We start from the raw sequence: 20,483 nt of genomic DNA on the forward strand, positions 1-20,483 counted from the left end.
TCAAGCCTGCTGTTGCGCGATGCCCGTTGCCGCGGTGAAGTCCTGCGCCGTGCTGACCTGCACACGCTTGGCGATTGCCGAAGTGATGCCGTTGATGGCCTGCTCGACAGGAACCCCGTTGATCTGGCTTCCGTCACGGAATCGGAAGCTCACCGCATCGTTGCTGCGGTCATCTTCACCGGCTATGAGCGTGAAGGGCACCTTGGACTTCGAGGCATTACGGATTTTCTTGCCGAAACGGTCGTCGGAACGATCGATTTCACAGCGCACCAGGGCGTCGTCGAGGCGTTTCAGGATGCCTTCGAGATGAGCGGTGTATTCCTCCGCCACTGGTATGGCTTCTACCTGAACGGGAGCCAGCCAGGCGGGGAACGCGCCGGCATAGTGTTCGAGCAGAATGGCGAAGAACCGTTCGATGGAACCGAACAGCGCACGGTGAATCATCACCGGACGCTGATGAGAGCCATCCGCGGCAACGTATTCCAGTTGGAAACGCTCCGGCAGATTGAAGTCCAGCTGGATTGTGGAGACCTGCCATGTGCGGCCGATCGCGTCGCGTGCCTGAACGGATATCTTGGGGCCGTAGAATGCTGCACCACCCGGGTCATCTACCAGCTCGAGACCCGAATCCTTGGCCACATCGGCCAAGGTGTTCGTGGCTTCCTCCCACACTTCATCGGAGCCGACGAATTTGTGTGGGTCCTTCGTGGAGAGCTCCAGATAGAAGTCATTGAGACCGAAGTCCTTGAGCAGTCCGAGCACGAAGTTGAGCAGACTTTTCAGCTCGTCCTTCATCTGCTCTCGCGTGCAATAGATATGCGAATCATCCTGTGTCAACCCTCGTACACGGGTCAGGCCGTGGACGACGCCCGACTTCTCATAGCGGTACACGGTGCCGAATTCGAACAGACGCAGCGGCAGCTCTTTGTATGAGCGTTGACGGGAACGGAAGATGAGATTGTGCATCGGGCAGTTCATCGGCTTCAGGTAGTAGTCGAAGCCCTGCTTGGTCACCTGACCGTCGGCATCCGTTTCCTCGTCCAGGTGCATCGGAGGGTACATGCCGTCCTTGTACCACTGCAAATGACCCGAGATTTCATAGAGATGACCTTTGGTGATATGCGGGGTCTGCACGAAGCTGTAATGGTGCTTGCGATGCTGCTCGCGCGAATAGTCCTCCATCGCATTGATGATTGCGGCGCCCTTGGGGTGGAACACGGCAAGTCCCGGCCCGATCTCGTCAGGGAAGGAGAAGAGGTCCATCTCCGCGCCCAGTTTGCGGTGGTCGCGTTTGGCGGCCTCCTCCATGCGGTTGAGGTAGGCCTTGAGCTCGTCCTTGCTTGGCCAGGCGGTGCCGTAGATGCGTTGCAGCATCGGGTTCTTCTCGCTGCCAAGCCAGTATGCGGCGGCGGTGCGTTGCAGTTTGAAAGCCTTGATATATCTGGTATTGGGCAGATGCGGCCCCCTGCACAAATCCTTCCAGACGACGTTGCCTTCGCGGTCGATGTTGTCGTACATGCTCAGTTCGCCGGTCGATACCTCGGTGGCGGCTTCCTGATCGATCTCAGCTTCCTTGACACCTATAAGCTCGAGCTTGTATGGCTGTCCGGCCTCTTCTTCACGGGCCTGCTCCTCGGTGACGACACGTCGTTCGAAGCGCTGCGATGATTTGATGATCCGCTGCATGCGCTTCTCGATATCCTTGAGGTCCTCCGGAGTGAAGGGCTTGTCGACATCGAAGTCATAGTAGAAACCGTCGTCAATCACCGGACCGATGCCGAGTTTGGCATCCGGACGAATCTCCTGCACGGCCTGGGCCATCACATGGGTGCAGGAGTGGCGCATGATTGCCACACCTTCGGGACTGTCCAGCGTGATGGGTTCCACACTGTCCCCGTCGTGGAGCCGAGTGGACAAATCCCTTGGCTCGCCGTCAATCTTCACCGCAATGATGTTCTTGTCGTCTTCGAAGAGTTCGACGCCGGTCTGCGTGGCATTCACCTCCTTGCGATCACCGTTGAGATTGATGGAGATGGTCTGCGAGGCTGCCATGGTGCCGTCCTTACTCTCGACCCGCGTTACAAGGTGCAGGTCTGGACTGTGTGTGGTCGCGCATGATGCAAGTCACACGCGCGATATTTGACAACGCCACCATATGAGGTGACGGCGACAAGTCCAAGGCTTCCCCGTCGGGAAGGCACAAGGGTCGCCAAGCCTTGCGGAGAGGGTGCGCAGAGGTCAGCCAATCATGCTCTCCCATGTCATCCTGGAAATCTCCCTGATGCCCGACTGGGCGTTGGATGAGTCCGGTATATCTTGCGTGAGCACGGTGATGACGTAGGCTCCGGATGTGGTGTACACCAGAGCGGCATCGTTCTCGGTTCCTGGAATCTCCCCCGTTTTATTCGCGACATGGGTGCCATCGGGAAGGCCTGCGGGTATTTTGCTCCTTCTGGTCTGTGCCAGAAGCAACGACAGCATACGCTGACTGGCATCGTCGCTGACCAGTGACCCGTCATACACTGCAGTCATGAAACGGCCGCAATCCTGCGAGGAGGTTGTTTTTCTGTTCGCATCGTGTGTGCCGCTGTCATACAGCAGATCGTTCAACGAGGTCTGTGTGAAACCGTACTTCAGGGCGATGTCGTTGACGAGCTTGAACCCACGCTGATCGTCGCCGTTACCCAATTGCGATATCAAGTCGTTCGCCGCCTGGTTGGAGCTGACGGTAATCATCTGGGTCAACAGCTCGTCAATGCTCTGGGCTTCGTTCAGATGCCCGTCATGCATCTCCTGGAATACGGCAAGCATGATGTACAGCTTGATCAGGCTTGCCGCGTGCTGCTGGTGGTTGTTGATGGCGATGGATGCGCCGCTGTCGGCATCGGCCACATACACCTGCCAGTTTCCCCGATAGCCTTGAAGCTGCTCTTCAAGTTGCGTGCGCAGAGCGTCGAGTTTGCGTTGCTCCGCCATTCTCGCGACGTTCTTCCCCTCTATTGCGGGTGCTTCGCTGCGCTCGAGAGTGCCTGGTGAGGCACCGTAGCCTTCGGACACCGCTTCGGAGGACGCTCCCCCGTGGGATTGCCGGTCTGACTGTGCTCGCTGACCGAATCCGGACCATCCAGCTGTGAAGGCGGCTGCGATGAGCACGATAAGGGCGGCCGAAAGCCATATGGCGGCTCGTCGGTGATTGCGATTCTCATGCTGTCTGCGACCATGAGCCGGAGTGTGTCTGCTCATCGATTACTTCATGTCGAAAGAGTTCGCCATCGAGGACAACAGCGCCGAAGTCATCAGCGCTGTTCGCTCTTTTCCCTGAGATTGCGTCATCACGGCCAAGGAGATGCTTGTCGACCCTTTGCTCATGGTGATGAAATAGTTATAGGTGTTCTGAATGCCCATTCCTCGATGCGCGTTTACGCTCACTCCGGCCGGTATGCTCACCCCGTCCGAGGCGAGATCGTAATTCATGAGTTCCGTGGCCCCCTCGTTTTGAGCCGTCGCCAGCATTCGAGAGGCGTCCGCGGCCGAGCTTCTGTTCTCGTAGCCTGCGGCCGAGGCCTGAACATCGCCAAGGTCTCTGGCGAAGGATGTCTGCGCATAGCCCTGTTGCGCGGACCATTGGCTGACTGCGTCCAGTCCGCCAAGTGCGGCGATAGCATCATTTCCTGCGGAGTTATCCATGTTCTGCACCATCGCTGTCGCCGAAGTCAGTGCCGAGGCGTTGTTCTGTGCGCGGGCCTGCAGATAGATAGGCAGGTACAGACCTGCGGCGACGAACTGCTTATCGGCCTGTTGAGAGCTGTATGTATTCTCTCCGGCTGATGCTGCGGTGTTGCCATCCACCGTGGCGGCGACCGCGACATCCGTGGTCGACACACCGTTGACGATGGCGTTCAGGCCATTGGTGTCGAATCCGATGGCTGTATGCGAGGCCGACGAGCTTGGTGAGGTGCTTGACGGCGTTACGGAGCTGGAAGCTGATGGAGCATTGGACGACGAAGGCGAACGTGCTCCCCATAGTCCCATGCTGTAGGTGATGAAGGCCGCCAGACACAGCAGGAACGCAGCTCCGGCAATCGCCGCGATGATGATGTACGGTGTTTTCCCGTCCTTCGTCGTGCTGTTCGGAGTGCGGGAGACCGGAGGTATCTGTGTGCCGGGATAGTTGTTCGTTATGGCGGGTTGTGCATGCAATGGGTTGTTCTGCCCTGGGACTTGCCTGCCTGCATAATATGCGCTCGCCGGAACGGAGCCACCGGCATCTGCCGTCCGCTGATTGCTCTGGCCCTCTCGCGACGTCGGCTTGAAGGATGGTGCCGTCGGCACAGCTGGGCCGTCCGGGCCTGAAATCGGGGAAAGAGGCGCAGTGTTCGACGCATCCTGGGTGATTTCAAAATCCTCCAGACGGGCTTGTCTGGTGTCCGTGTCCGGTAGTTGCGCCGGGGCCGCCACCGACTCCTGCTGCTCAACGAGATTGGCGCCGCATTCTATGCAGAATCTGGTGTCCTTGTCATTAGGCTTTCCGCACTTCGCACAAATCATCCGCTGCTCCCCTTCTCAACTCACCGTCGACCACTCGACATCTCCCCAGATGCTCGGTATGAGTGGTCGTTACCGCCTGCTGAATTTCACTGTAGCCATTCCCTCCGATATGGGAGATGGGATGTGGTGAATCCTCAGCTGATGCTTGCGTTCGCCGGTGTAGTTATCCCAAGCCTGCAGATAGTCCCGCAAATGAACGCCGTCGCCTTACTCAGAACAGCGAACCGATGGTCTCCGCCACACCGCCGATTATCAGTATCAGGATGATGACCGCAATGGCAACTCCCGCCAGAAGCGTGGTCAGACCCCACATCCAGGTCCGGTCGAGTTTCCGATGATTTGATGCCACGGCAAGTCGGGCTGCGGGAAGCACGAGGATGAAGAGCATCGCCACGGTCAGCAGGAATATGGCGAATGCGTTCAGCCCGATTAGAACGGAGACCAGCGCCATCAGATTCGGAGCAAGCAATGTGGTGAGCTTCTGACCGATTTCCTGGTGAAGCGCACTGAAGGTCACACTTGTATCGCCCATAATCCTGATGCCGGCATAAGTCATGAGAATCACCGCATATTCAAGGACCAGCATGAGCACGGCTGTTTTGAACAGTTGCGTGACAGGGATGCTGGTCGCAACGGAGTACGAGCTGTCGATATCCGAGAAGAAGGAATTGATGCCCTGCGTGAGATTGGACATCGAACGATATTGATGTGACAGCATCGCATAGGTGGTCGAAGCAATCACCAGGGCATTGAGCGCGATGGGCACGATGGGCCACCACGAGGGGATGCGCTGAAGCCTGGATGGGTGTTTGAAGGAGTCCCACAGCCAACGAATCAGGAGTGTGAAGGCATTCGGTCGGACTGGGACTGCCACCGGCATCTGCACCGGTGGCTGTGCTCGCTGTTGGCCGTATGGCGGCAGGGAGGAGGCGTCCGCAGGTGCCACGACAGGCCCAGGATTTGAGGGGCTATATGTCGGAGCAGGTGTTTGAAGGGGTCGCGTTGTGGCGGATGCTGAATCCCGGCGCAATTCGGGTTGCGAGGATGTCGCCTGTTTGCTTTCTTCCGCGGAAGTCCCGGCAAGGCGTGCATCACGCTGCTCCGTGTCCTCGGATAGGTCAGTGGGAACGAAAGCTTTGCCGCAGTTTCTGCAGAACTTTGCCTCTTCCGGGTTTTCCGCCTTGCAAAAGTCGCATGATTTCATAGGAGTCGAATCCCTCGTTCCGCTCGTAGCAGGCATCTGCGATAGGGCATGCTCCGGGCCAGATATTTAGATACTCATTGCAGGCCAATGCTAAACAGTATGTCAGGACAAACCAAAGGCTGTATAGTTTTTTGCGGCCTTACTTGCATGCATACAGCACGAAAATGGGTGAATGCCCGGCCTGCACTCGATGAGTCACCGCAAAGGCATCCGATAGCTGTCCAAGTGTGTTTTCAACACTCGTAACCGTTGGAAAACTCTTGACCGCATGTGCCTGCTCTACCTCCTATGGCAGAACAGGCACATCGTTTTGCCTCATACCCTGTGATGAGGTCATATCACCTGCGATGCTCCCATATGCCATGCAAACGACGCAAATCCACCGTAACCGATGAGTCCTGCGACGCCTGTGACATACGGAAAGCTCCTTCTTCGTCATTGCAGGGACTGAGCAGAGCCGCAGCCGCTTCTCCGTTGTTGAGGAATACCTCCGCGATTCCGCGATCGTAGAAGATTTCGATGCGTCGCACGTCGGTGATGCCCGCGTGCAGTTCCAAAGCATCGGTTTGAGAACCCAGTGTTCGCAGCATGGTAACACCCGAGACCCGAACAAGATTCACTGCATGCCCATGCGCATCGCCGGCGATGGTGATGTCGAAATCGGCATCGTCCTGCAGAACGATATCCGCGTAATAGGCATTCCCCGGTATAGGCACACTAAGAGCCTTCGCATCGCAGAGCTTCGCACTGCCGCATGGCCCTAGTTCCTGATGGAGCACCGTGGCACCGAGCAGTTGCTCGTACACTTCGGAAACCGGATGGCTGTACAGTCTGCCGTCACGTACGTGCAGCTCCCTGGGCAGCGTCATGGCGCCGTTGGCGAGATGAGCGCCTTCGGTCCTGGTTCCGAACCAATCGGCAAGCCAGGCAATGGCAATGCGCCTGCCGAGGTCGTCCTCGAAGGATTGCACCGCGTAGTACCCGCTGCCAAAATCGCACAGGCCCGCCTGGGAAGCCTGGAAGACCACGTCCCGCCCTGAACGTGTGGCTGAAGCCTGGTCGTGGCTCTCTCCCGTGTACCACATCACCGGCTGGAAGCGTCCTCCGCCGTCACGGTATTTCATCAATGCGGCCACAACCACATCATTGCCGTCAAGAGGGAAATAATCGGGGCATTCAAAGGTAAATGCCTCGGTATGCTGCGTATCGGCAAAGGCGATTCCACGGTATCGCCATCCCTCGCGGGATGCCATCATCTTGCCGGTGCTATCGAACGCGGCGATGGCCGGCACGCGCTGGACATCGCCTTTGCGGTCTCCCCTGGCGTCGTTCGGCCCATCGGCATGCCAACCGTCCCGCAAATCCGATGAAGGCGACCATTGGAGTTGATATTCCTGTTGTGCAACCGAGTCCTTGGGCACATTCGTGGCCACAACCATATGCGTGTCGTCTCCCGGGAATCGCCATTCGACCTTCGGGTCCCTGAAGTCGAGCCCCAATGACGTGGATTCCTCCGAGGAATCAGGTCTCTCCACCACGATGGTTTCCGGACCGAAGCTAAGCCCGTCCCTGCATTCACAGCTCGTCTGATATTCGATCAGACTCGATGGGTCGCCGTGCCGCTCCATATGCCGGGTCAGGAAGAGGCGAATCGCCTGTGCCTCGTCCCCGGCACAGGGTCTGCCGTGCGCATCCACAGGAACGGCACTTCCTGAAAAGGCTCCTCCCGAATGCGTGTCGTCCTCATGCAAAGCCGGTTGCGGGTACAGCACTATCGGCAGGTGCGTCCAATGCACGAGATCGGTGCTGACCGCATGGCCCCAATGCATGTTGTCCCAGTTCCACCCGTAGGGGTTGAACTGGAAGAACATATGGTATCTGCCTTGGAAACGACACAGACCATTGGGGTCGTTCATCCAATGGTCGAAGGGTTCGAAATGTGCCTGTGGCCGCGACAGGGAACGGTACCATCCGCCCAGGTCGTCGATTTCACGCACATGGAGTTCCCGCCATGCTCCGATGGCTGGTCCTCCGTCCTGCGTGACCAGGAAGGCAATGCCCCTATCAAGGTCGTCGTCTGCGCCAGACAGATATGCATAGGTGATGCGAGCATGGGAGACCTCCAAGCGGTATGAAGAACCCGGATTGATGGAGAGGGTGATATGACCTCTGCGCAATGGACGACTGAGCAAAGCCTCATGTCGTTCTTCGCTTCCGCTCTCCAGAAGCGCCACGCCTGCCTGTGCTTCGGCTTTGTCCTCCGACGGGACGAAGTCCGTTTCGACGAAGAATTCCGCTTTCGTGTAGCCGCGTGCGTCGAAGGTCTTCGCGTCAAGTTCCAGAATGCTTTGCGGCGTCGTTGTGGATGTCATGGCTATTTGCCCTCCGTTGTGTACCGTGGCGCTTTCACGCCTGAAACCGTGCTGTGAATATCCATTCCCGGAAGTCTGGCGTATGAATACACCACTATGCTTGAGAGAAATGCGGGAATCGACAATCCGAACACGACCAGGACGCCCGGCCATGTGTACCACACCCAGACATTCAACAGGAACAGCAGAGTGATCATCAGGCTGGACAGCGGCCTGGCGATGACCATCTGCATCGTCGTCTTGGCTACCCAAAGACCCGACTCCTCGAAATTGGAGCGCAGCACCCACGCCAACAACGTAAACACGCCGAATACGGCGATCAGCACCACCAACGCCCCCGAGACCGCGATGCCGATGTGCCCTCCGACGTCATGCCAGTTGACGACCCAGTAGTCGAATATCAAGAGTGCCCAGCACAACCCCAGGGGCCATCCGAAGGCATTCGCCGATGCCAGTTCCTGCTTCCATGCAAGGTGGAAGGTCTTCCACGTGTGTTTGACCGTCCAGGACCTGTCCTCGTCAAGCAACCACGACCTGTAACAGGTGTGTGCTGCGGCTATCGAAGGGAAAAACCCTACCAGCACCGCGCCGAGCAGGGTGTGGAAGAACATCGCCGCATTCACGACGAAAATCATCACCACCGTTCTGCACAGACGCTCATAGCTCATTGCGAACCTGGAAAGCATGAGAACACCTCTAATTCTTCATAACATCACGTATTGCCGTCGTATGGCCTTGCGGCCGTATGGTCCCGCCGGATTGTTGCGGATGGTTCATCCGGCGGGACCGTGCGTTTCGAATCAGCCCTTGATGGCGCCGATCATCACACCCTTGTTGAAATACTTCTGCAGGAACGGGTACATGACCAGCAACGGGAGGGTGGAGACGATAATCACGCCGTACTTGATCTGTTCAGCGAATCGTTGCGCCGCCACGGCCGTCATGCCCGCACTGTTCGAGTTGGTCTGGTTGGCCAGCAGAATCGATTGCAGCACGTTCTGCAAGGGCTGCTTGCTGGCGTCGCGGATGTAGATCAGGCCGGTAAAGTAATCATTCCAGTGACCGACGAAATAGTACAGGGCGATTACCGCGATGATCGCGCTTGACAAGGGCAGCACTATTCTGACGAAATACCCGATATAGGACATGCCGTCTATCTGCGCGGCGTCATGGAGTTCCTCGGGAATGGAGGTCTCGAAGAAGGACCTGGCGATGATGAGGTTGTACACGCTCACCGCACCCGGGAGGATGAACACCCACATCGAGTTCAGGATGCCTATCTGCTTGTACAGCAGGTAGCTGGGGATAAGACCGCCGCCGAAGAACATCGTGAAGGTGAACAGGAACATGATGATGCGTCGAGGCTTGAACTCCGAGCGAGAAAGAGCGAAGGCCGCCGGCAGTGTGACCACCATGTTCAGCGCCGTTCCTGCAAAGGCGTAGATCAAGGTGTTCTTATAGCCGTTCCAGATTCTGGAATCAGCGAATATCTTGGTGTATCCGGTGAAGTTCGTGCCTTTCGGCAGTGTCAGCACCTGCCCTACCGCCACCTTGGTCGGGTCGGAGAAGGAGGCTATCACGATGAACCACAGTGGATACAGCACCACGGCGATAATCGCGACCACCAGAATGGCGACGACGGCATCGGCGATATGGTCGCTGATGGTTTTGGACTGCTTGGTTTTCTTGTTCCAGGGAATGCCGCTTCCACTGATTTTCGAGCTTTCCGGATGTTCGGAATTGCCTTGCAAACTTACTGATGTCATGGTGATTCCCCTCAGAAGATACTTGTTTCGGAAACTCTCTTCGAGATCGCATTGGCGATGACGAGGAACACGAAGTTGATTAAGGTGTTGAACAGGCCTATTGCCGTCGAATACGAGAACTGATTCGACACGATACCTATCTTGTAGGTGTAGGTCGATATGACCTCGGACGATGAGAGGTTCAATGCGTTCTGCATCAGGAACACCTTCTCGAAACCGACATTGAGCACGCTGCCCATGTTGAGGATGAGCAGAATTCCGCAGGTCGGCAGAATGGTCGGGAAGTCCACGTAGCGAATGAGTTGGAAGCGGCGTGCTCCATCTACCTTCGCGGCTTCGTACAGTGCCGTGTCGACGCTTGACAGCGCGGCGAGATAGATAATCGAGTTCCAGCCGACATGCTGCCAGACCTCGGTGATCCAGTAGATCGGCGTAAACATGTTCGGATTGCCCAGAAGGCTGGTGTCACCGAGGAAACGGCCCAGAAGACCCGTGCCCGGAGTGAGGAAGATATTGATCATGGCCACGATGACCACGGTCGAGATGAAGTGCGGCATGTAGGTGATCGTCTGCACGAATCCCTTGACCTTGGTGCTGCCGATCTGGTTGATCAGCAGGGCCAGGATAATCGGGGCGATGAAACCCATCACCATGGTCCACAGACTTATGGAGATGGTGTTCTTCATGATATTGCCGAACATCGGAGATTCCAGGAACTGCTTGAAATACTTGAGTCCGACCCAAGGGCCTCCGGTGAGGCCCTTGCTGGGAATGAAATCTCGGAAGGCGAGCTGAACACCGTACATGGGGACGTAGGCGAACAGCCCGATGAAGCACATGGCCGGTGTCACCATCAGCCATAATTGCCAGTAGCGCCTGAAATGTTCCCGTAGCCGTGAGACGAATGAACCGTTCTTCGGCATGGCCGGGTGCTTTTCACGACGTTTGCGCGTCTTGCCTGTTGTCGCTGCCGCTGCGACTGGAACCATTTGCGTAGAATCCTGCATACCAGGGGTTACCTGTGTCTGCCCGGCCGCTACGCTTGCGACTGTTGCGCTCTGGGTCATTGCGCTTCCCTTCCGATTGCGTTAGCTAGCCTGTGATCAGTTCTTGGTGTACTCGTCGTAGTACTTCTGCCACAGTTTGACGTTCTGTGTCAGACCCACGCTGTCGAGCTTCTTGACATAGGCGTCCCAATCGGCGTCCACGCCACCCTTCTGAATCCAGGTTGCCGTTTTGGTCAACGCGTAGTTCAGGACCGCGGTGTTGTTGTTGGTGATGGTGGTCTGGTCGTCCACATCCGGACGCACGTAGATCGGCATCACATCCTTGGTCTCATCCACGTTCGCGAAGGCCTTGGTGTAGGCGGAGTCGGCCTCTCGCAGGGCTTCGCTGGCCTTGTCGTTCTTGATGGTCGCATTATCCGGAATCCAGCCTGCGAAACGATCCGCGGTGGCCTTGCACGGGTCCTTCGTGCTCGAGTCGAAGCAGCGGTCGTTTACCGTGTAGGTGCTGTTGTCGGAACTCGTGACGTCCTCGGGGATGTCGCCGTAGTACTGCTGGACCGAGACCTTCTCGCCGTAGAGCGCATTGACGACCTTGTAGATGGCTTCCTTGTTCGGAGCGTCCTTGGATACGGCGATGGCGTGGTTGGAGAGTTCCGTCAGGTCCTGGGATGCGTCCCAGGTAACGTCCGAGTCTGGAGTCGAGGCCGTGGCCTTGAGTGAAGGCAGTGCGACGTACTGGTCCTGCAGCTTCTCGAAGTCCGTGGTCGCCCAGCCGACGATCATGCCGCTCTTGGCGGTCTGCCCGTCGCTCACCGTATCGGCGGTGATGGCGGAATCCTCTCGAGTCAAGGCGTCGGCAGGAATCAGACCCTGCTCCATCAGGGAGTGCAGATACTTGACCACACTCTTGTAAGCATCGCTTTCCAGGAAGTTGCCTACTTTGCCGTCCTTGACGTAAATACCTTGGAATGACGGTGAGGTGCCTGCAAAGCTGGTGGTGATGCCCATCGAATTCAACAGCACGAAGGGGTTCCACAGGGAGAATCCGGTGGTGTCGATACGTCGCATGTTGAAGGGTACCTCGTCGGCCTTGCCGTTGCCGTTCGGGTCCTGCGTCTTGAATGCGGTAAGCACCTTGGTCAATTCATCCCAGGTGGTCGGCATCTGCAGACCGAGCTTGTCGAGCCATGTCTTGTTGATGAACATATGGTTCGAGGACACACGGTAGTTCTCGCCCCTGTCCGAGGGCAGGACGTAGACGTGCCCTTCCTTGTCCGCAACCATCTTCTTGGCGCTGGTCTGGGTGTCGAAGAATTTCTTCACATTCGGCATCTGGTCCATATGCTTCGACAAATCCTCGAAGTAGGGATACTGCTCGCCGTCCGTGGGATCGAAGGTGAAGATAGAGACATCGGGCACATCTCCGGAAGCCAGAACCGCAGACTTCTGCTGACTCCATGAGGAATCAGCGACATCGTCCCACTTGATGGTGCAGTCGCAGGCGCTTTCGATATCCTTCGTCCACTTCATCGATTTCATCGCCACATCCGTGGAATAGCGTGTAATCAGAATTTTTACAATCGGCTTTCCATTGGCGTCAACGGTGGCCTCGTCGCTTCCGGAACCTCCGCATCCGGCAAGAACCATCGTTGATGCAAGCGCCGCTGCTGCCAATGAGAACAAGCGCTGTTTAGCACCTCGTCGTGCCATGATTTCTTCCTTTCATTCTGTTCTTCCCCAACTGCCTCGTCTTCGACGAAACCAGAAGTTGCTGTGCATTCCGTACGAACCGCAGTAATGCGTATCCGTTGCTGCTCTGCTGGAATGCTGAATTCAAAATAACACGTCAATCGTTTTACGTCAAACGATTGACAGCGTTTCGTGCCACTTCACCGTTCATCTGCCTCGACACAGTGTAGATTGCCTTGTGCACGCCGCGCGCAAGGCCCTGCAATCAGTGGAAAGCGGTGATGCTTCCCTCCTGCAGGCGCCCATAACCGCTGTACCCACTGTATGAAGCGACATGCCCATGTCCGCGACGGTCATCCTTGCCGCGATGTAGTGTTTCTCCCGACACGGGGTGCCCTACCAGGCTGAGAAAAACCCGTCGAACCTGATACAGCTAATACTGACGAAGGGATGTCATTTCTATGACTCTGAGAACATCACCACAAATTCCTGCTAGACCCTCATGGAGCGGCCAGACATGCCTTGGACTGCATGCGGCCGACCATACTCAGCATCTGTCTTGGAGGGTCGCACGATGAACGCCACTGCCTACGACACATTGAAAACCCGTTATGCAAAGGATTGGGGGCGGGCCGTCAACCATCGTTTTGTGAACGAACTGGTGAATGACCGTCTCGACGACAAGACGCTCCGTGGCTATCTGATTCAGGACTGGCAGTTTTCATACGATTTCTATTCGCTGATGGGAGAGGCTATAGCCACTGCCGACACCATGTCCGCGAAGGTCAGGCTAGGACAGCAACTGGGATTCATCGCGAACGATGAGAATTCCTATTTTCATGAACGATTCAGCCAGTTCAACGTCAGCGAGGAGGAGCTGCTCTCCCCTGAGCTGACGCCTGCCTCCACAGGTTTCAGAAAGCTGTACCGACAGACCGTGGATGCGCACTCATACGCCCAGGCCCTGGCCGTTCTGGTCGTGGCGGAATCCATGTATCTGGACTGGGCCGAAGAACGTACCGCCCACGGGACAAGCATGCCCGAAAAAGCTCAGAACGTGGGATGGGTAGAGGTGCATCGCGGCGAGGACTTCACCGAATGGGTGGATTTCCTCATCGAAGAATTCAACAGGGTTGCCGACCCCGAGAATGACGACGTCGCCGACTGCTTCGCCAATGCCGTGCATTATGAACTAGGGTTCTTCGATGACGCGTATGCGTGGGAAGACGGCAGGGATAAGGTCGTACGGGGCTGAGCACCTCAGCCGAGCTCACGCATGCTGCGGGCATCGTGTGCGTGAGCCGCTGTCGTGTCCACGACAGTAATCCGGTACGGATACCGGGGCCACTACACTTTAATCGCCATAACCGAGCGCTATGATGCTGATATGTGGCGGATGTCCACGCCTGGCTCCTAGGTGCCGTATGAATGGTTTGCAACCCAATCCGGACGCCCCTGAGCTACATGACCAAGCAAGGGGACGAATACGATGAATGCTTCTTTCGCCATCGGTAATGTCAATATCGTCAACGAGCGCGCCGGAGACGGTCTGCTGCGAGGGTACAACGTCGTCGTGGACGGTAAGGGTACCATCACCGCTGTCGGACCTCGAGACACGACGACAATCCCGGAGGGTTGCCACCGGGTCGATGGCAGAGGCAAATATCTACTTCCCGGGCTGATCAACGCTCATGTGCATCTTTTCTCAGATGGAAAGCCGCTGCCCGAGCTTCTGACAGGTGCGACCTTCCAACACGCCGTCAGCTCAGTGCTCCACAGCCCCATCGGAACTGTGCTGTCAAGACGACGTGCGCAGGTCAACGCCAGAACTTTGCTGCTGTCTGGCGTGACGACGTTCCGCACAGTCGGAGACGTGGGATATGAGGCCGTTGCCTTGCAACGCAGATTCGACAGCGGCAAGGAGCTTGGTGCACGGATGCTAGCATCCGGACCGCTCCTGGCGATCACCGGAGGTCATGGCAGCCCGCAGATAGCCATGATTGGCGATTCACCCTGGCAGGCGAGGAAGAACACGCGTATCAATATCATGAATGGCGTCAGCGCAATAAAAATCGCCGCGACAGGTGGCGTCACCGATGCCAGAAAAATCGGCGATGCGGGACGTCCTCAAATGAGCGAAGAAGAGATGGCCGCCGTATGCGTGGAAGCCCACCAAGCCGGTCTGCTGGTTGCGGCGCATGCACAGAGCGCACGAGGCGTAACCATGGCATTACGTGCAGGCGTGGATACCATTGAACACGGTTGTGCGATGAATGATGAGATCGTTGACCTCTTTCACGACAATCCTTTGTCGCTGCGGGGCTGGTCAGCCCTGATTCCCACGCTGTCCGCAGCGCTGCCGCTGGTGAAGCTCGACCAGGACATTACCGGGGTCAGCGACATCGTGGTTGCGAATGCCCATATAGCAGTAGACGAGATGATCCAGGGCATCCATGATGCGAAAGCACACGGCATTGCCATCGGCATGGGCACCGATACGGGCATGACCTTGGTGACCCAATACAATTCCTGGCGCGAATTGGCGCTGTTACAGCGTTTCGGTGGATTGACACCCATCCAAGCCATCCATGCCGCCACTCGGGAGAATGCCAGAATCCTGGGACTCGATGGCATCACCGGGCAGATCGGCAAGGGTTTCTCCGCAGACATGCTCCTACTCGCAGAAAACCCATTACTCGATTGGGGAAGCTTCGTGCATCCGGAACTCGTTGTCACGCGCGGAACAGTCCTGAAAAACCCACGAGTACAACGCTTCGACGATATTGACACTGAGCTAGACGCAATGCTGGCTTGACAGCGGGGAAAACACACCTCACTGACCTGAAAGGGTCCGGCGCCGGTCAAAGATTTCGGAATCTATCCTGAGTGCTGCCAAATCCAAAAACAGCGAGCACAAACGCCCGCTATAAGAAGTATTACTGTGGGCGATGCAGGAATCGAACCTGCGACCCCTTCGGTGTGAACGAAGTGCGCTAGCCGCTGCGCCAATCGCCCGAGTTTGTGAAAGGACTCGGTGTCCTTGTGGGCGATACTGGGATCGAACCAGTGACCCCTTCCGTGTCAGGGAAGTGCGCTACCGCTGCGCCAACCGCCCGGTCAGTCTCTCGACTTCGAGGTGGGTACGAGAGTCGAACTCGTCTAAACGGCTTTGCAGGCCGCTGCCTAACCGCTTGGCTAACCCACCGTGACTGGTCTTATGTCTCGGACCTCGAGCGGGCAACGGGACTCGAACCCGCGGTCTCGACCTTGGCAAGGTCGCGCTTTACCAACTAAGCTATGCCCGCATTACTGCGTTTTCATGCCTGAATGCTTACCTCCAAGCACGAGTCACTACTATAACTACATGTATGGGATTATGCAAATTGCGTGTCGCGTCAGCGAGTCTTGGCTGTTTCCAAAGGTATTCACGGTTGTGGAGATAATCGGGGTGATTGTTCTCGCTTGGAAAAAACTTCTTGAACGGTCGATTACCCGCTACTGTGAGAGATGTGAGTGAAGAAGCACTGCAATCCCAGAACGTGTTAATCGCGGCGTTCGAGGGCTGGAATGACGCATGCCAGGCAGCGACGAATGTGTTGCGCCATCTTATAGACGCATACGATTCGCGCGAGGTGGCACGCATCAAATGCGACGGATTCTACGACTACCAGATTGCTCGACCGATGATGTGCCATGTTCAGGGGCAACGTCGTCTTGTATGGCCTGAAACCGTATTCTATGAAATCACCGTGGACGCCACGCATCGCATCTACGCGCAGATGGCTCCGGAACCCAACTACCGTTGGAAAGAATATTGCATTCGCAGCATGCACATCGCCGAGGAATGCGACGTGTCGACGATAGTGACCCTGGGTTCCATGTATGCCGACTGCCCTCACACCAGACCTTTGCCCGTGGAATCCTTCAATGACGATTACGGGTGTGACGACGATGACGAGCACTGTGGCCCGATAGGCATCCCGACGGTGCTGGATACGATGGCGGAAGAGAACGGTTTCTCCACCGAGCCCATCTGGGTTTCAGTCCCCCAGTATCTCGGCAGCGACGAGTGTGCCCAGGGTACCTTGCAGCTCCTGCGCACGCTCTCCGACCTCCTTGGAGTCCCTCTTAAGGAGGGTGATCTGCAGGAGCGTGCAGACAGGTGGAAGGCGCAGGCCGAAGTGTTGCTGCGTTGCAACGATGACCTGTCTGATTATGTCCGCAGGCTTGAACGCGAATATGACTTCGAGCATAAGGTACGCGAGCAGGCGAAGTTGTCGACCTTGAACGTCGGCGACATCATCGCTGAGGCGGAATCGTACCTCGATGACCCCGGTTTCGGGAATTCTCAGGAACAGTCGTAAGCGACCGCGATACCCGCACTATACGGACGGCTTTTCACAGCAATTAGTAGCCAATTGCTGTCCTTGTAGTGCAGGTATCGTACTCCGGCCTTGCAAGCCACAATGCCAAGAACCGCAATAGACGGATTAATGTCATGTGAGCGCTGTCCTTCGACAAGAAGGCAGCGCTCACATGACATCGGAGCTTCGCATGGTCGCGAAGCGGTTCCGTCGTGCAGGGCTTTGTCTGCGCTTATGCGGCCGAACCGGCGAGGGGCGCAAGAGCTCCGGTAATCAGCAGCAGAGCCACCACGATGGCGATGGCAATGCGGTAGACGGCGAAACCTTTGTATGAGAAGGTGGAGACGATTTTCAGGAACGCGATGATTACCAGATATCCGACCACGAAGCTCACCAATGTGGCGCAGATGGTCGCTCCCCATCCCGGGAAACCTGATGCGCTGCCGACATCGCCGAGGGATTTCACGGTTTCAAGAATCCCGGCGCCGAATACTGCCGGTATGGCCATCAGGAAGCTGATGCGTGCGGCATCCTCCCTAGTGTATCCAAGTGCGCGCCCGAAGGTAATCGTGCCTCCGGAGCGTGAAACGCCTGGGATAAGGGCAAGCATCTGTCCCACGCCGAACAATGCCGCATCCTTCAGAGTCATTTCCTTGATGGTCTTGGTCTGTTTGCTTTTGGCATCGAAATACCACAGCAGAAGGCCGAAGACTATCAGCATCACCACCGTTATCCACAAATTGCGGAGGGTGCTTTCGATGGTCTTCTGAAAGAGCACGCCGGCGATGACGATTGGCAGGGTTCCCACGATGATGAACCAGCCGAGCGAGGCGTCCCTGTCGTCCTCACCGAGGCGTTTCGACATCTCCTTGCCGTCTTTGCCGCGAAGGCACATGAACCAGTGGCTGAGTATTCTGGCGATGTCATGTCGGAAATACAGCAGCACGGCGCTTTCGGTACCCAGTTGGATGATTGCGGTGAAGGCGGCTCCCGGATCTTGGCCGAGCAAGGCACCTGCTATGCGTATATGCGCGCTTGAGGAAACGGGAAGAAATTCAGTCAACCCCTGGATGACTCCCATAAGTATCGCTTCAAAGAAATTCATAAACCCTCGTATTGCTCAATAGTTGCTACATGTCGATACATGACCTCACTTAGAGTAGCGAAAATTGCACCGCTATGCCGTATAGCGTGGCTTGTCGCGCAGAATGCCCACAATGGGAACGGCAATCAGACGGTACGAATCCGATGGGATCTTTCCGGATTCGTGGTCGAATCGGGAGATGAATATGCAACAGTACAGGAAATCCAGAGCTCACTCCCCTCAAGGTTTTTTCGAGTGCGAGGGACGTGGACTGAAATGGTTGCGCGAAGCCTATGGGCACGGCGGACCGCGAGTTGTAGAGGTGTTCGGTTGGGGCAGGGACTATCTCGATATCGAACGAGTCAATGCTTCCTCCCCCACACCGAAGGCGGCACATGATTTCGGGGCGGCACTCGCCCGTCTGCATGATTTCGGTGCAGAGTATTTCGGCGAACCGCCTGCCGGATATACAGGCACCTGCTATTTCGGGCCGTTGCAGGACCCCGTTCCGATGGATACGGGCTCATGGGATGACGTAGCCGAATACTATGCACAGGGGCGGCTGCTGCCGATGGTGCAGATGGGAATCGACCGCGGTGCATTGACCTCGGCGGATATGCGCATGACGGAGGAGATTGTCGACGCATTGCCCGATTTGCTGGGGCCGGCGGCAGAGGATAAGCCCGCCCGTGTCCATGGGGATTTGTGGAGCGGCAATGTGATGTGGACCTCCGATGGCGGCCAGAGCGAAGCCGTGCTGATCGACCCGGCCGCGCATGGCGGCCACCGTGAAGAGGATATTTCGATGCTGCATCTCTTCGGCATGTCGTATCTTTCGGACATCATCGACGGGTATCAAACGGTTCATCCTTTGGCGAGGGGCTTTGCAGACCGCTACACCTTGTGGCAGCTGTACCCCATCGCAGGCCATTGCGTGTTCTTCGGTGGCGGGTATGTCAGCGAGTACCGCTCCATGTGCCGCTCTCTTCTAAGTTACTGAACCATGAAAGCGTGCAAAGCAGCACGCGAAGACAGCAAATCAGCAAGCTTCGCGTGCTCAAATGCACAGTTGCGTCGTGTGTGGTAGTTCGTTGCAGACTTGGAGATAGATAACTGCACTAAAAGGACAGCAATGTGGTAAGAATTTCTTGGAAAAGCTGTCCTTTTAGTGCAGTTATCGTATTTGGTGACCCCATACTCGCCAAGACACAAAGAGCCCCTACTGCGTCGTCTACCTCGTACCCCTAGCTGAGTGCATCCTTGATACGGTTGAAGAATCCCTTGCGGTTCTGCGGTGCAGGTTTGGATGCCTGGGCGGTATGTGTGGCATCACTGTCATGTGATTTGCTGAAGGAGATGATGAGCTTCTCCTCGGAGTCCTTCAGCTTCGTGGGGATTTCCACCGCCACGTGAGCGATGAGTTCCCCGCGCTCCTGCGTACGCATCTTGGTCACTCCCAGCCCCTTGAGAGTAATGGTGTCGTCTGGTTGGCAGCCTGCCGGGATGGAAATCGACTGGGGTCCGTCGAAAGTGTCGATTGTCAGATCGTGTCCGAGAACCGCCCAACTCATGGGGACCTTTATCCAGCAATGCAGGTCGTCTCCCTCTCTGGAGAAGTCGTGGTCCTTGGAGATGCGGATATCCACGTACAGGTCGCCGGCGGCCCCTCCGCCCTCACCGACCTCTCCCTGTGATGCCAGACGGAGTCGGGAATCGTCCGCGATGCCGGCTGGTACGGCCACGCCTACGGTGCGTTTGCTGCGCACGCGTCCCTTGCCGAAGCATGAAGGGCAAGGGTGTTCGATGATGGTTCCATGACCTTCGCAACGTTCGCATGGGGCGGTGGTCATCATCTGACCGAGTATGGTGCGAACCACCTTCTGCACGAAGCCCTGTCCGTGGCAATCCGGGCAAGTCACTGGCTTGGTGTCTTTCTCCGCACCGGTGCCGCCGCATTCCTGGCAGAGTCCGTAGGTGTTGATGGTCGTCTGAACCGTGCCGCCGAATACGGCCGTCTTCAGGTCTATGGTCATTCTGGTCAGCGCGTCGCGACCGGGCTGCGTGCGTGGAATAGGCCCCTGCGAAGCACCACCGCCGAATCCTCCGCCAAAGAACTGCCCGAACACATCGGAGAAACCATCGAATCCCGATGCTCCTGCAAAGCCGGAAGCTCCGGGATTATTCGGATCGACGCCTTGGTCGTACATCTGTCGTTTCTGGGAATCCGAGAGCACCTCGTAGGCGCTGTTGACTTCCTTGAACTTCTCTTCGAACTCAGCACCGGCGATGTCAGGGTGATATTTTCGGCTCATCTTGCGATAGGCACGTTTGATGTCGTCCTCGCTTGCGTCCTTGCTGATGCCCAGAACCTCGTAATAGTCTGCCACTGATGACTCTTTCTGTGTGTTGAGTGTGTTAAACGTTCATTGACGGCAGCAGCCGAATCACT

15 protein-coding genes, 4 tRNA genes and 1 riboswitch are annotated in these 20,483 nt (G+C 56.7%); of the genes, 4 read left to right on the top strand and 15 right to left on the bottom strand.

The features are described from left to right. From thrS to DB51_RS05570, 9 genes are all read right to left on the bottom strand, one after another. The gene (thrS, locus tag DB51_RS05530) at window positions 1-2,052 is read right to left on the bottom strand and encodes a threonine--tRNA ligase (RefSeq protein WP_034252411.1); all 2,052 of its coding nucleotides are present in this window, start codon (window positions 2,050-2,052) and stop codon (window positions 1-3) included. Window positions 2,053-2,238: 186 nt separating this feature from the next. After that, entirely contained in the window at window positions 2,239-3,243 is a 1,005-nt protein-coding gene (locus DB51_RS05535; RefSeq protein WP_051867314.1) for a serine hydrolase, read from the bottom strand. 3 nt (window positions 3,244-3,246) lie between these two features. Further along, window positions 3,247-4,548 carry a serine hydrolase gene (locus DB51_RS05540; RefSeq protein ID WP_034252415.1) on the bottom strand — a complete coding sequence of 434 codons (1,302 nt, stop codon included), beginning with the start codon at window positions 4,546-4,548 and terminating at the stop codon, window positions 3,247-3,249. A 211-nt stretch (window positions 4,549-4,759) separates the two neighbouring features. Then, window positions 4,760-5,494 carry a DUF6574 domain-containing protein gene (locus DB51_RS05545; RefSeq protein ID WP_156958249.1) on the bottom strand — a complete coding sequence of 245 codons (735 nt, stop codon included), beginning with the start codon at window positions 5,492-5,494 and terminating at the stop codon, window positions 4,760-4,762. 596 nt (window positions 5,495-6,090) lie between these two features. Next, entirely contained in the window at window positions 6,091-8,124 is a 2,034-nt protein-coding gene (locus DB51_RS05550; RefSeq protein ID WP_051867315.1) for a glycoside hydrolase family protein, read from the bottom strand. A 2-nt stretch (window positions 8,125-8,126) separates the two neighbouring features. After that, window positions 8,127-8,810, bottom strand: coding sequence for a YesL family protein (locus DB51_RS05555; RefSeq protein WP_034252421.1), 684 nt, complete (start codon window positions 8,808-8,810; stop codon window positions 8,127-8,129). A 114-nt stretch (window positions 8,811-8,924) separates the two neighbouring features. Continuing rightward, on the bottom strand, window positions 8,925-9,890 hold the full coding sequence (locus DB51_RS05560) for a carbohydrate ABC transporter permease (RefSeq protein ID WP_034252424.1): 966 nt from the start codon (window positions 9,888-9,890) through the stop codon (window positions 8,925-8,927). Between the two features lie 11 nt (window positions 9,891-9,901). Further along, window positions 9,902-10,813 (bottom strand): ABC transporter permease, encoded by a 912-nt coding sequence (locus DB51_RS05565; protein ID WP_238548354.1) that lies wholly within the window; start codon window positions 10,811-10,813, stop codon window positions 9,902-9,904. A gap of 180 nt (window positions 10,814-10,993) precedes the next feature. Continuing rightward, a complete protein-coding gene (locus DB51_RS05570) occupies window positions 10,994-12,607 on the bottom strand; it encodes an extracellular solute-binding protein (protein ID WP_034252428.1) in 1,614 nt (537 codons plus the stop codon). A 356-nt stretch (window positions 12,608-12,963) separates the two neighbouring features. Continuing rightward, a riboswitch (TPP riboswitch) is annotated at window positions 12,964-13,054 on the top strand. A gap of 106 nt (window positions 13,055-13,160) precedes the next feature. On the opposite strand from DB51_RS05570, the gene DB51_RS05575 reads away from it, so the two are divergent. Both DB51_RS05575 and DB51_RS05580 read left to right on the top strand, forming a co-directional pair. Next, complete coding sequence (locus DB51_RS05575; RefSeq protein WP_034252430.1) at window positions 13,161-13,841, top strand: TenA family protein; 681 nt, start codon at window positions 13,161-13,163, stop codon at window positions 13,839-13,841. A gap of 234 nt (window positions 13,842-14,075) precedes the next feature. Continuing rightward, window positions 14,076-15,401, top strand: coding sequence for a metal-dependent hydrolase family protein (locus tag DB51_RS05580; RefSeq protein WP_034252431.1), 1,326 nt, complete (start codon window positions 14,076-14,078; stop codon window positions 15,399-15,401). A 127-nt stretch (window positions 15,402-15,528) separates the two neighbouring features. On the opposite strand, the gene DB51_RS05585 is transcribed toward DB51_RS05580, so the two are convergent. The 4 genes from DB51_RS05585 to DB51_RS05600 all read right to left on the bottom strand — a co-directional run bounded on the left by DB51_RS05585 (window position 15,529) and on the right by DB51_RS05600 (window position 15,891). Then, window positions 15,529-15,601 (bottom strand) — tRNA-Val (locus tag DB51_RS05585). A gap of 28 nt (window positions 15,602-15,629) precedes the next feature. Further along, a tRNA-Val gene (locus DB51_RS05590) sits at window positions 15,630-15,701 on the bottom strand. Window positions 15,702-15,720: 19 nt separating this feature from the next. Then, a tRNA-Cys gene (locus tag DB51_RS05595) sits at window positions 15,721-15,791 on the bottom strand. Between the two features lie 27 nt (window positions 15,792-15,818). Then, a tRNA-Gly gene (locus DB51_RS05600) sits at window positions 15,819-15,891 on the bottom strand. Between the two features lie 204 nt (window positions 15,892-16,095). Here DB51_RS05600 and DB51_RS05605 point away from each other — a divergent pair. Further along, entirely contained in the window at window positions 16,096-16,950 is an 855-nt protein-coding gene (locus tag DB51_RS05605; RefSeq protein WP_034253921.1) for a PAC2 family protein, read from the top strand. A gap of 232 nt (window positions 16,951-17,182) precedes the next feature. Here DB51_RS05605 and uppP read toward each other — a convergent pair whose 3' ends face one another. After that, window positions 17,183-18,055: an undecaprenyl-diphosphatase UppP gene (gene uppP / locus DB51_RS05610; RefSeq protein ID WP_034252432.1), complete on the bottom strand. Its 873-nt coding sequence runs from the start codon at window positions 18,053-18,055 to the stop codon at window positions 17,183-17,185. A 184-nt stretch (window positions 18,056-18,239) separates the two neighbouring features. On the opposite strand from uppP, the gene DB51_RS05615 reads away from it, so the two are divergent. Beyond that, a complete protein-coding gene (locus DB51_RS05615; protein WP_034253923.1) occupies window positions 18,240-19,034 on the top strand; it encodes a fructosamine kinase family protein in 795 nt (264 codons plus the stop codon). 244 nt (window positions 19,035-19,278) lie between these two features. Here the strand turns inward: DB51_RS05615 and dnaJ are convergent, their stop codons facing one another. After that, window positions 19,279-20,421: a molecular chaperone DnaJ gene (gene dnaJ / locus DB51_RS05620; RefSeq protein ID WP_034252433.1), complete on the bottom strand. Its 1,143-nt coding sequence runs from the start codon at window positions 20,419-20,421 to the stop codon at window positions 19,279-19,281. Window positions 20,422-20,483 lie beyond the last annotated feature (62 nt).

The organism is Bifidobacterium crudilactis (assembly GCF_000738005.1).
Taxonomy (GTDB): domain Bacteria; phylum Actinomycetota; class Actinomycetes; order Actinomycetales; family Bifidobacteriaceae; genus Bombiscardovia; species Bombiscardovia crudilactis.

Excerpts from the sequence above, each read along its gene's own strand:
- thrS (WP_034252411.1), bottom strand. The coding sequence starts at position 2,052 with ATGGCAGCCTCGCAGACCATCTCCATCAATCTCAACGGTGATCGCAAG.
- DB51_RS05535 (WP_051867314.1), bottom strand. The coding sequence starts at position 3,243 with ATGAGCAGACACACTCCGGCTCATGGTCGCAGACAGCATGAGAATCGC.
- DB51_RS05540 (WP_034252415.1), bottom strand. The coding sequence starts at position 4,548 with ATGATTTGTGCGAAGTGCGGAAAGCCTAATGACAAGGACACCAGATTC.
- DB51_RS05550 (WP_051867315.1), bottom strand. The coding sequence starts at position 8,124 with ATGACATCCACAACGACGCCGCAAAGCATTCTGGAACTTGACGCGAAG.
- DB51_RS05555 (WP_034252421.1), bottom strand. The coding sequence starts at position 8,810 with ATGCTTTCCAGGTTCGCAATGAGCTATGAGCGTCTGTGCAGAACGGTG.
- DB51_RS05560 (WP_034252424.1), bottom strand. The coding sequence starts at position 9,890 with ATGACATCAGTAAGTTTGCAAGGCAATTCCGAACATCCGGAAAGCTCG.
- DB51_RS05565 (WP_238548354.1), bottom strand. The coding sequence starts at position 10,813 with ATGCCGAAGAACGGTTCATTCGTCTCACGGCTACGGGAACATTTCAGG.
- DB51_RS05570 (WP_034252428.1), bottom strand. The coding sequence starts at position 12,607 with ATGGCACGACGAGGTGCTAAACAGCGCTTGTTCTCATTGGCAGCAGCG.
- DB51_RS05575 (WP_034252430.1), top strand. The coding sequence starts at position 13,161 with ATGAACGCCACTGCCTACGACACATTGAAAACCCGTTATGCAAAGGAT.
- DB51_RS05580 (WP_034252431.1), top strand. The coding sequence starts at position 14,076 with ATGAATGCTTCTTTCGCCATCGGTAATGTCAATATCGTCAACGAGCGC.
- uppP (WP_034252432.1), bottom strand. The coding sequence starts at position 18,055 with ATGAATTTCTTTGAAGCGATACTTATGGGAGTCATCCAGGGGTTGACT.
- DB51_RS05615 (WP_034253923.1), top strand. The coding sequence starts at position 18,240 with ATGCAACAGTACAGGAAATCCAGAGCTCACTCCCCTCAAGGTTTTTTC.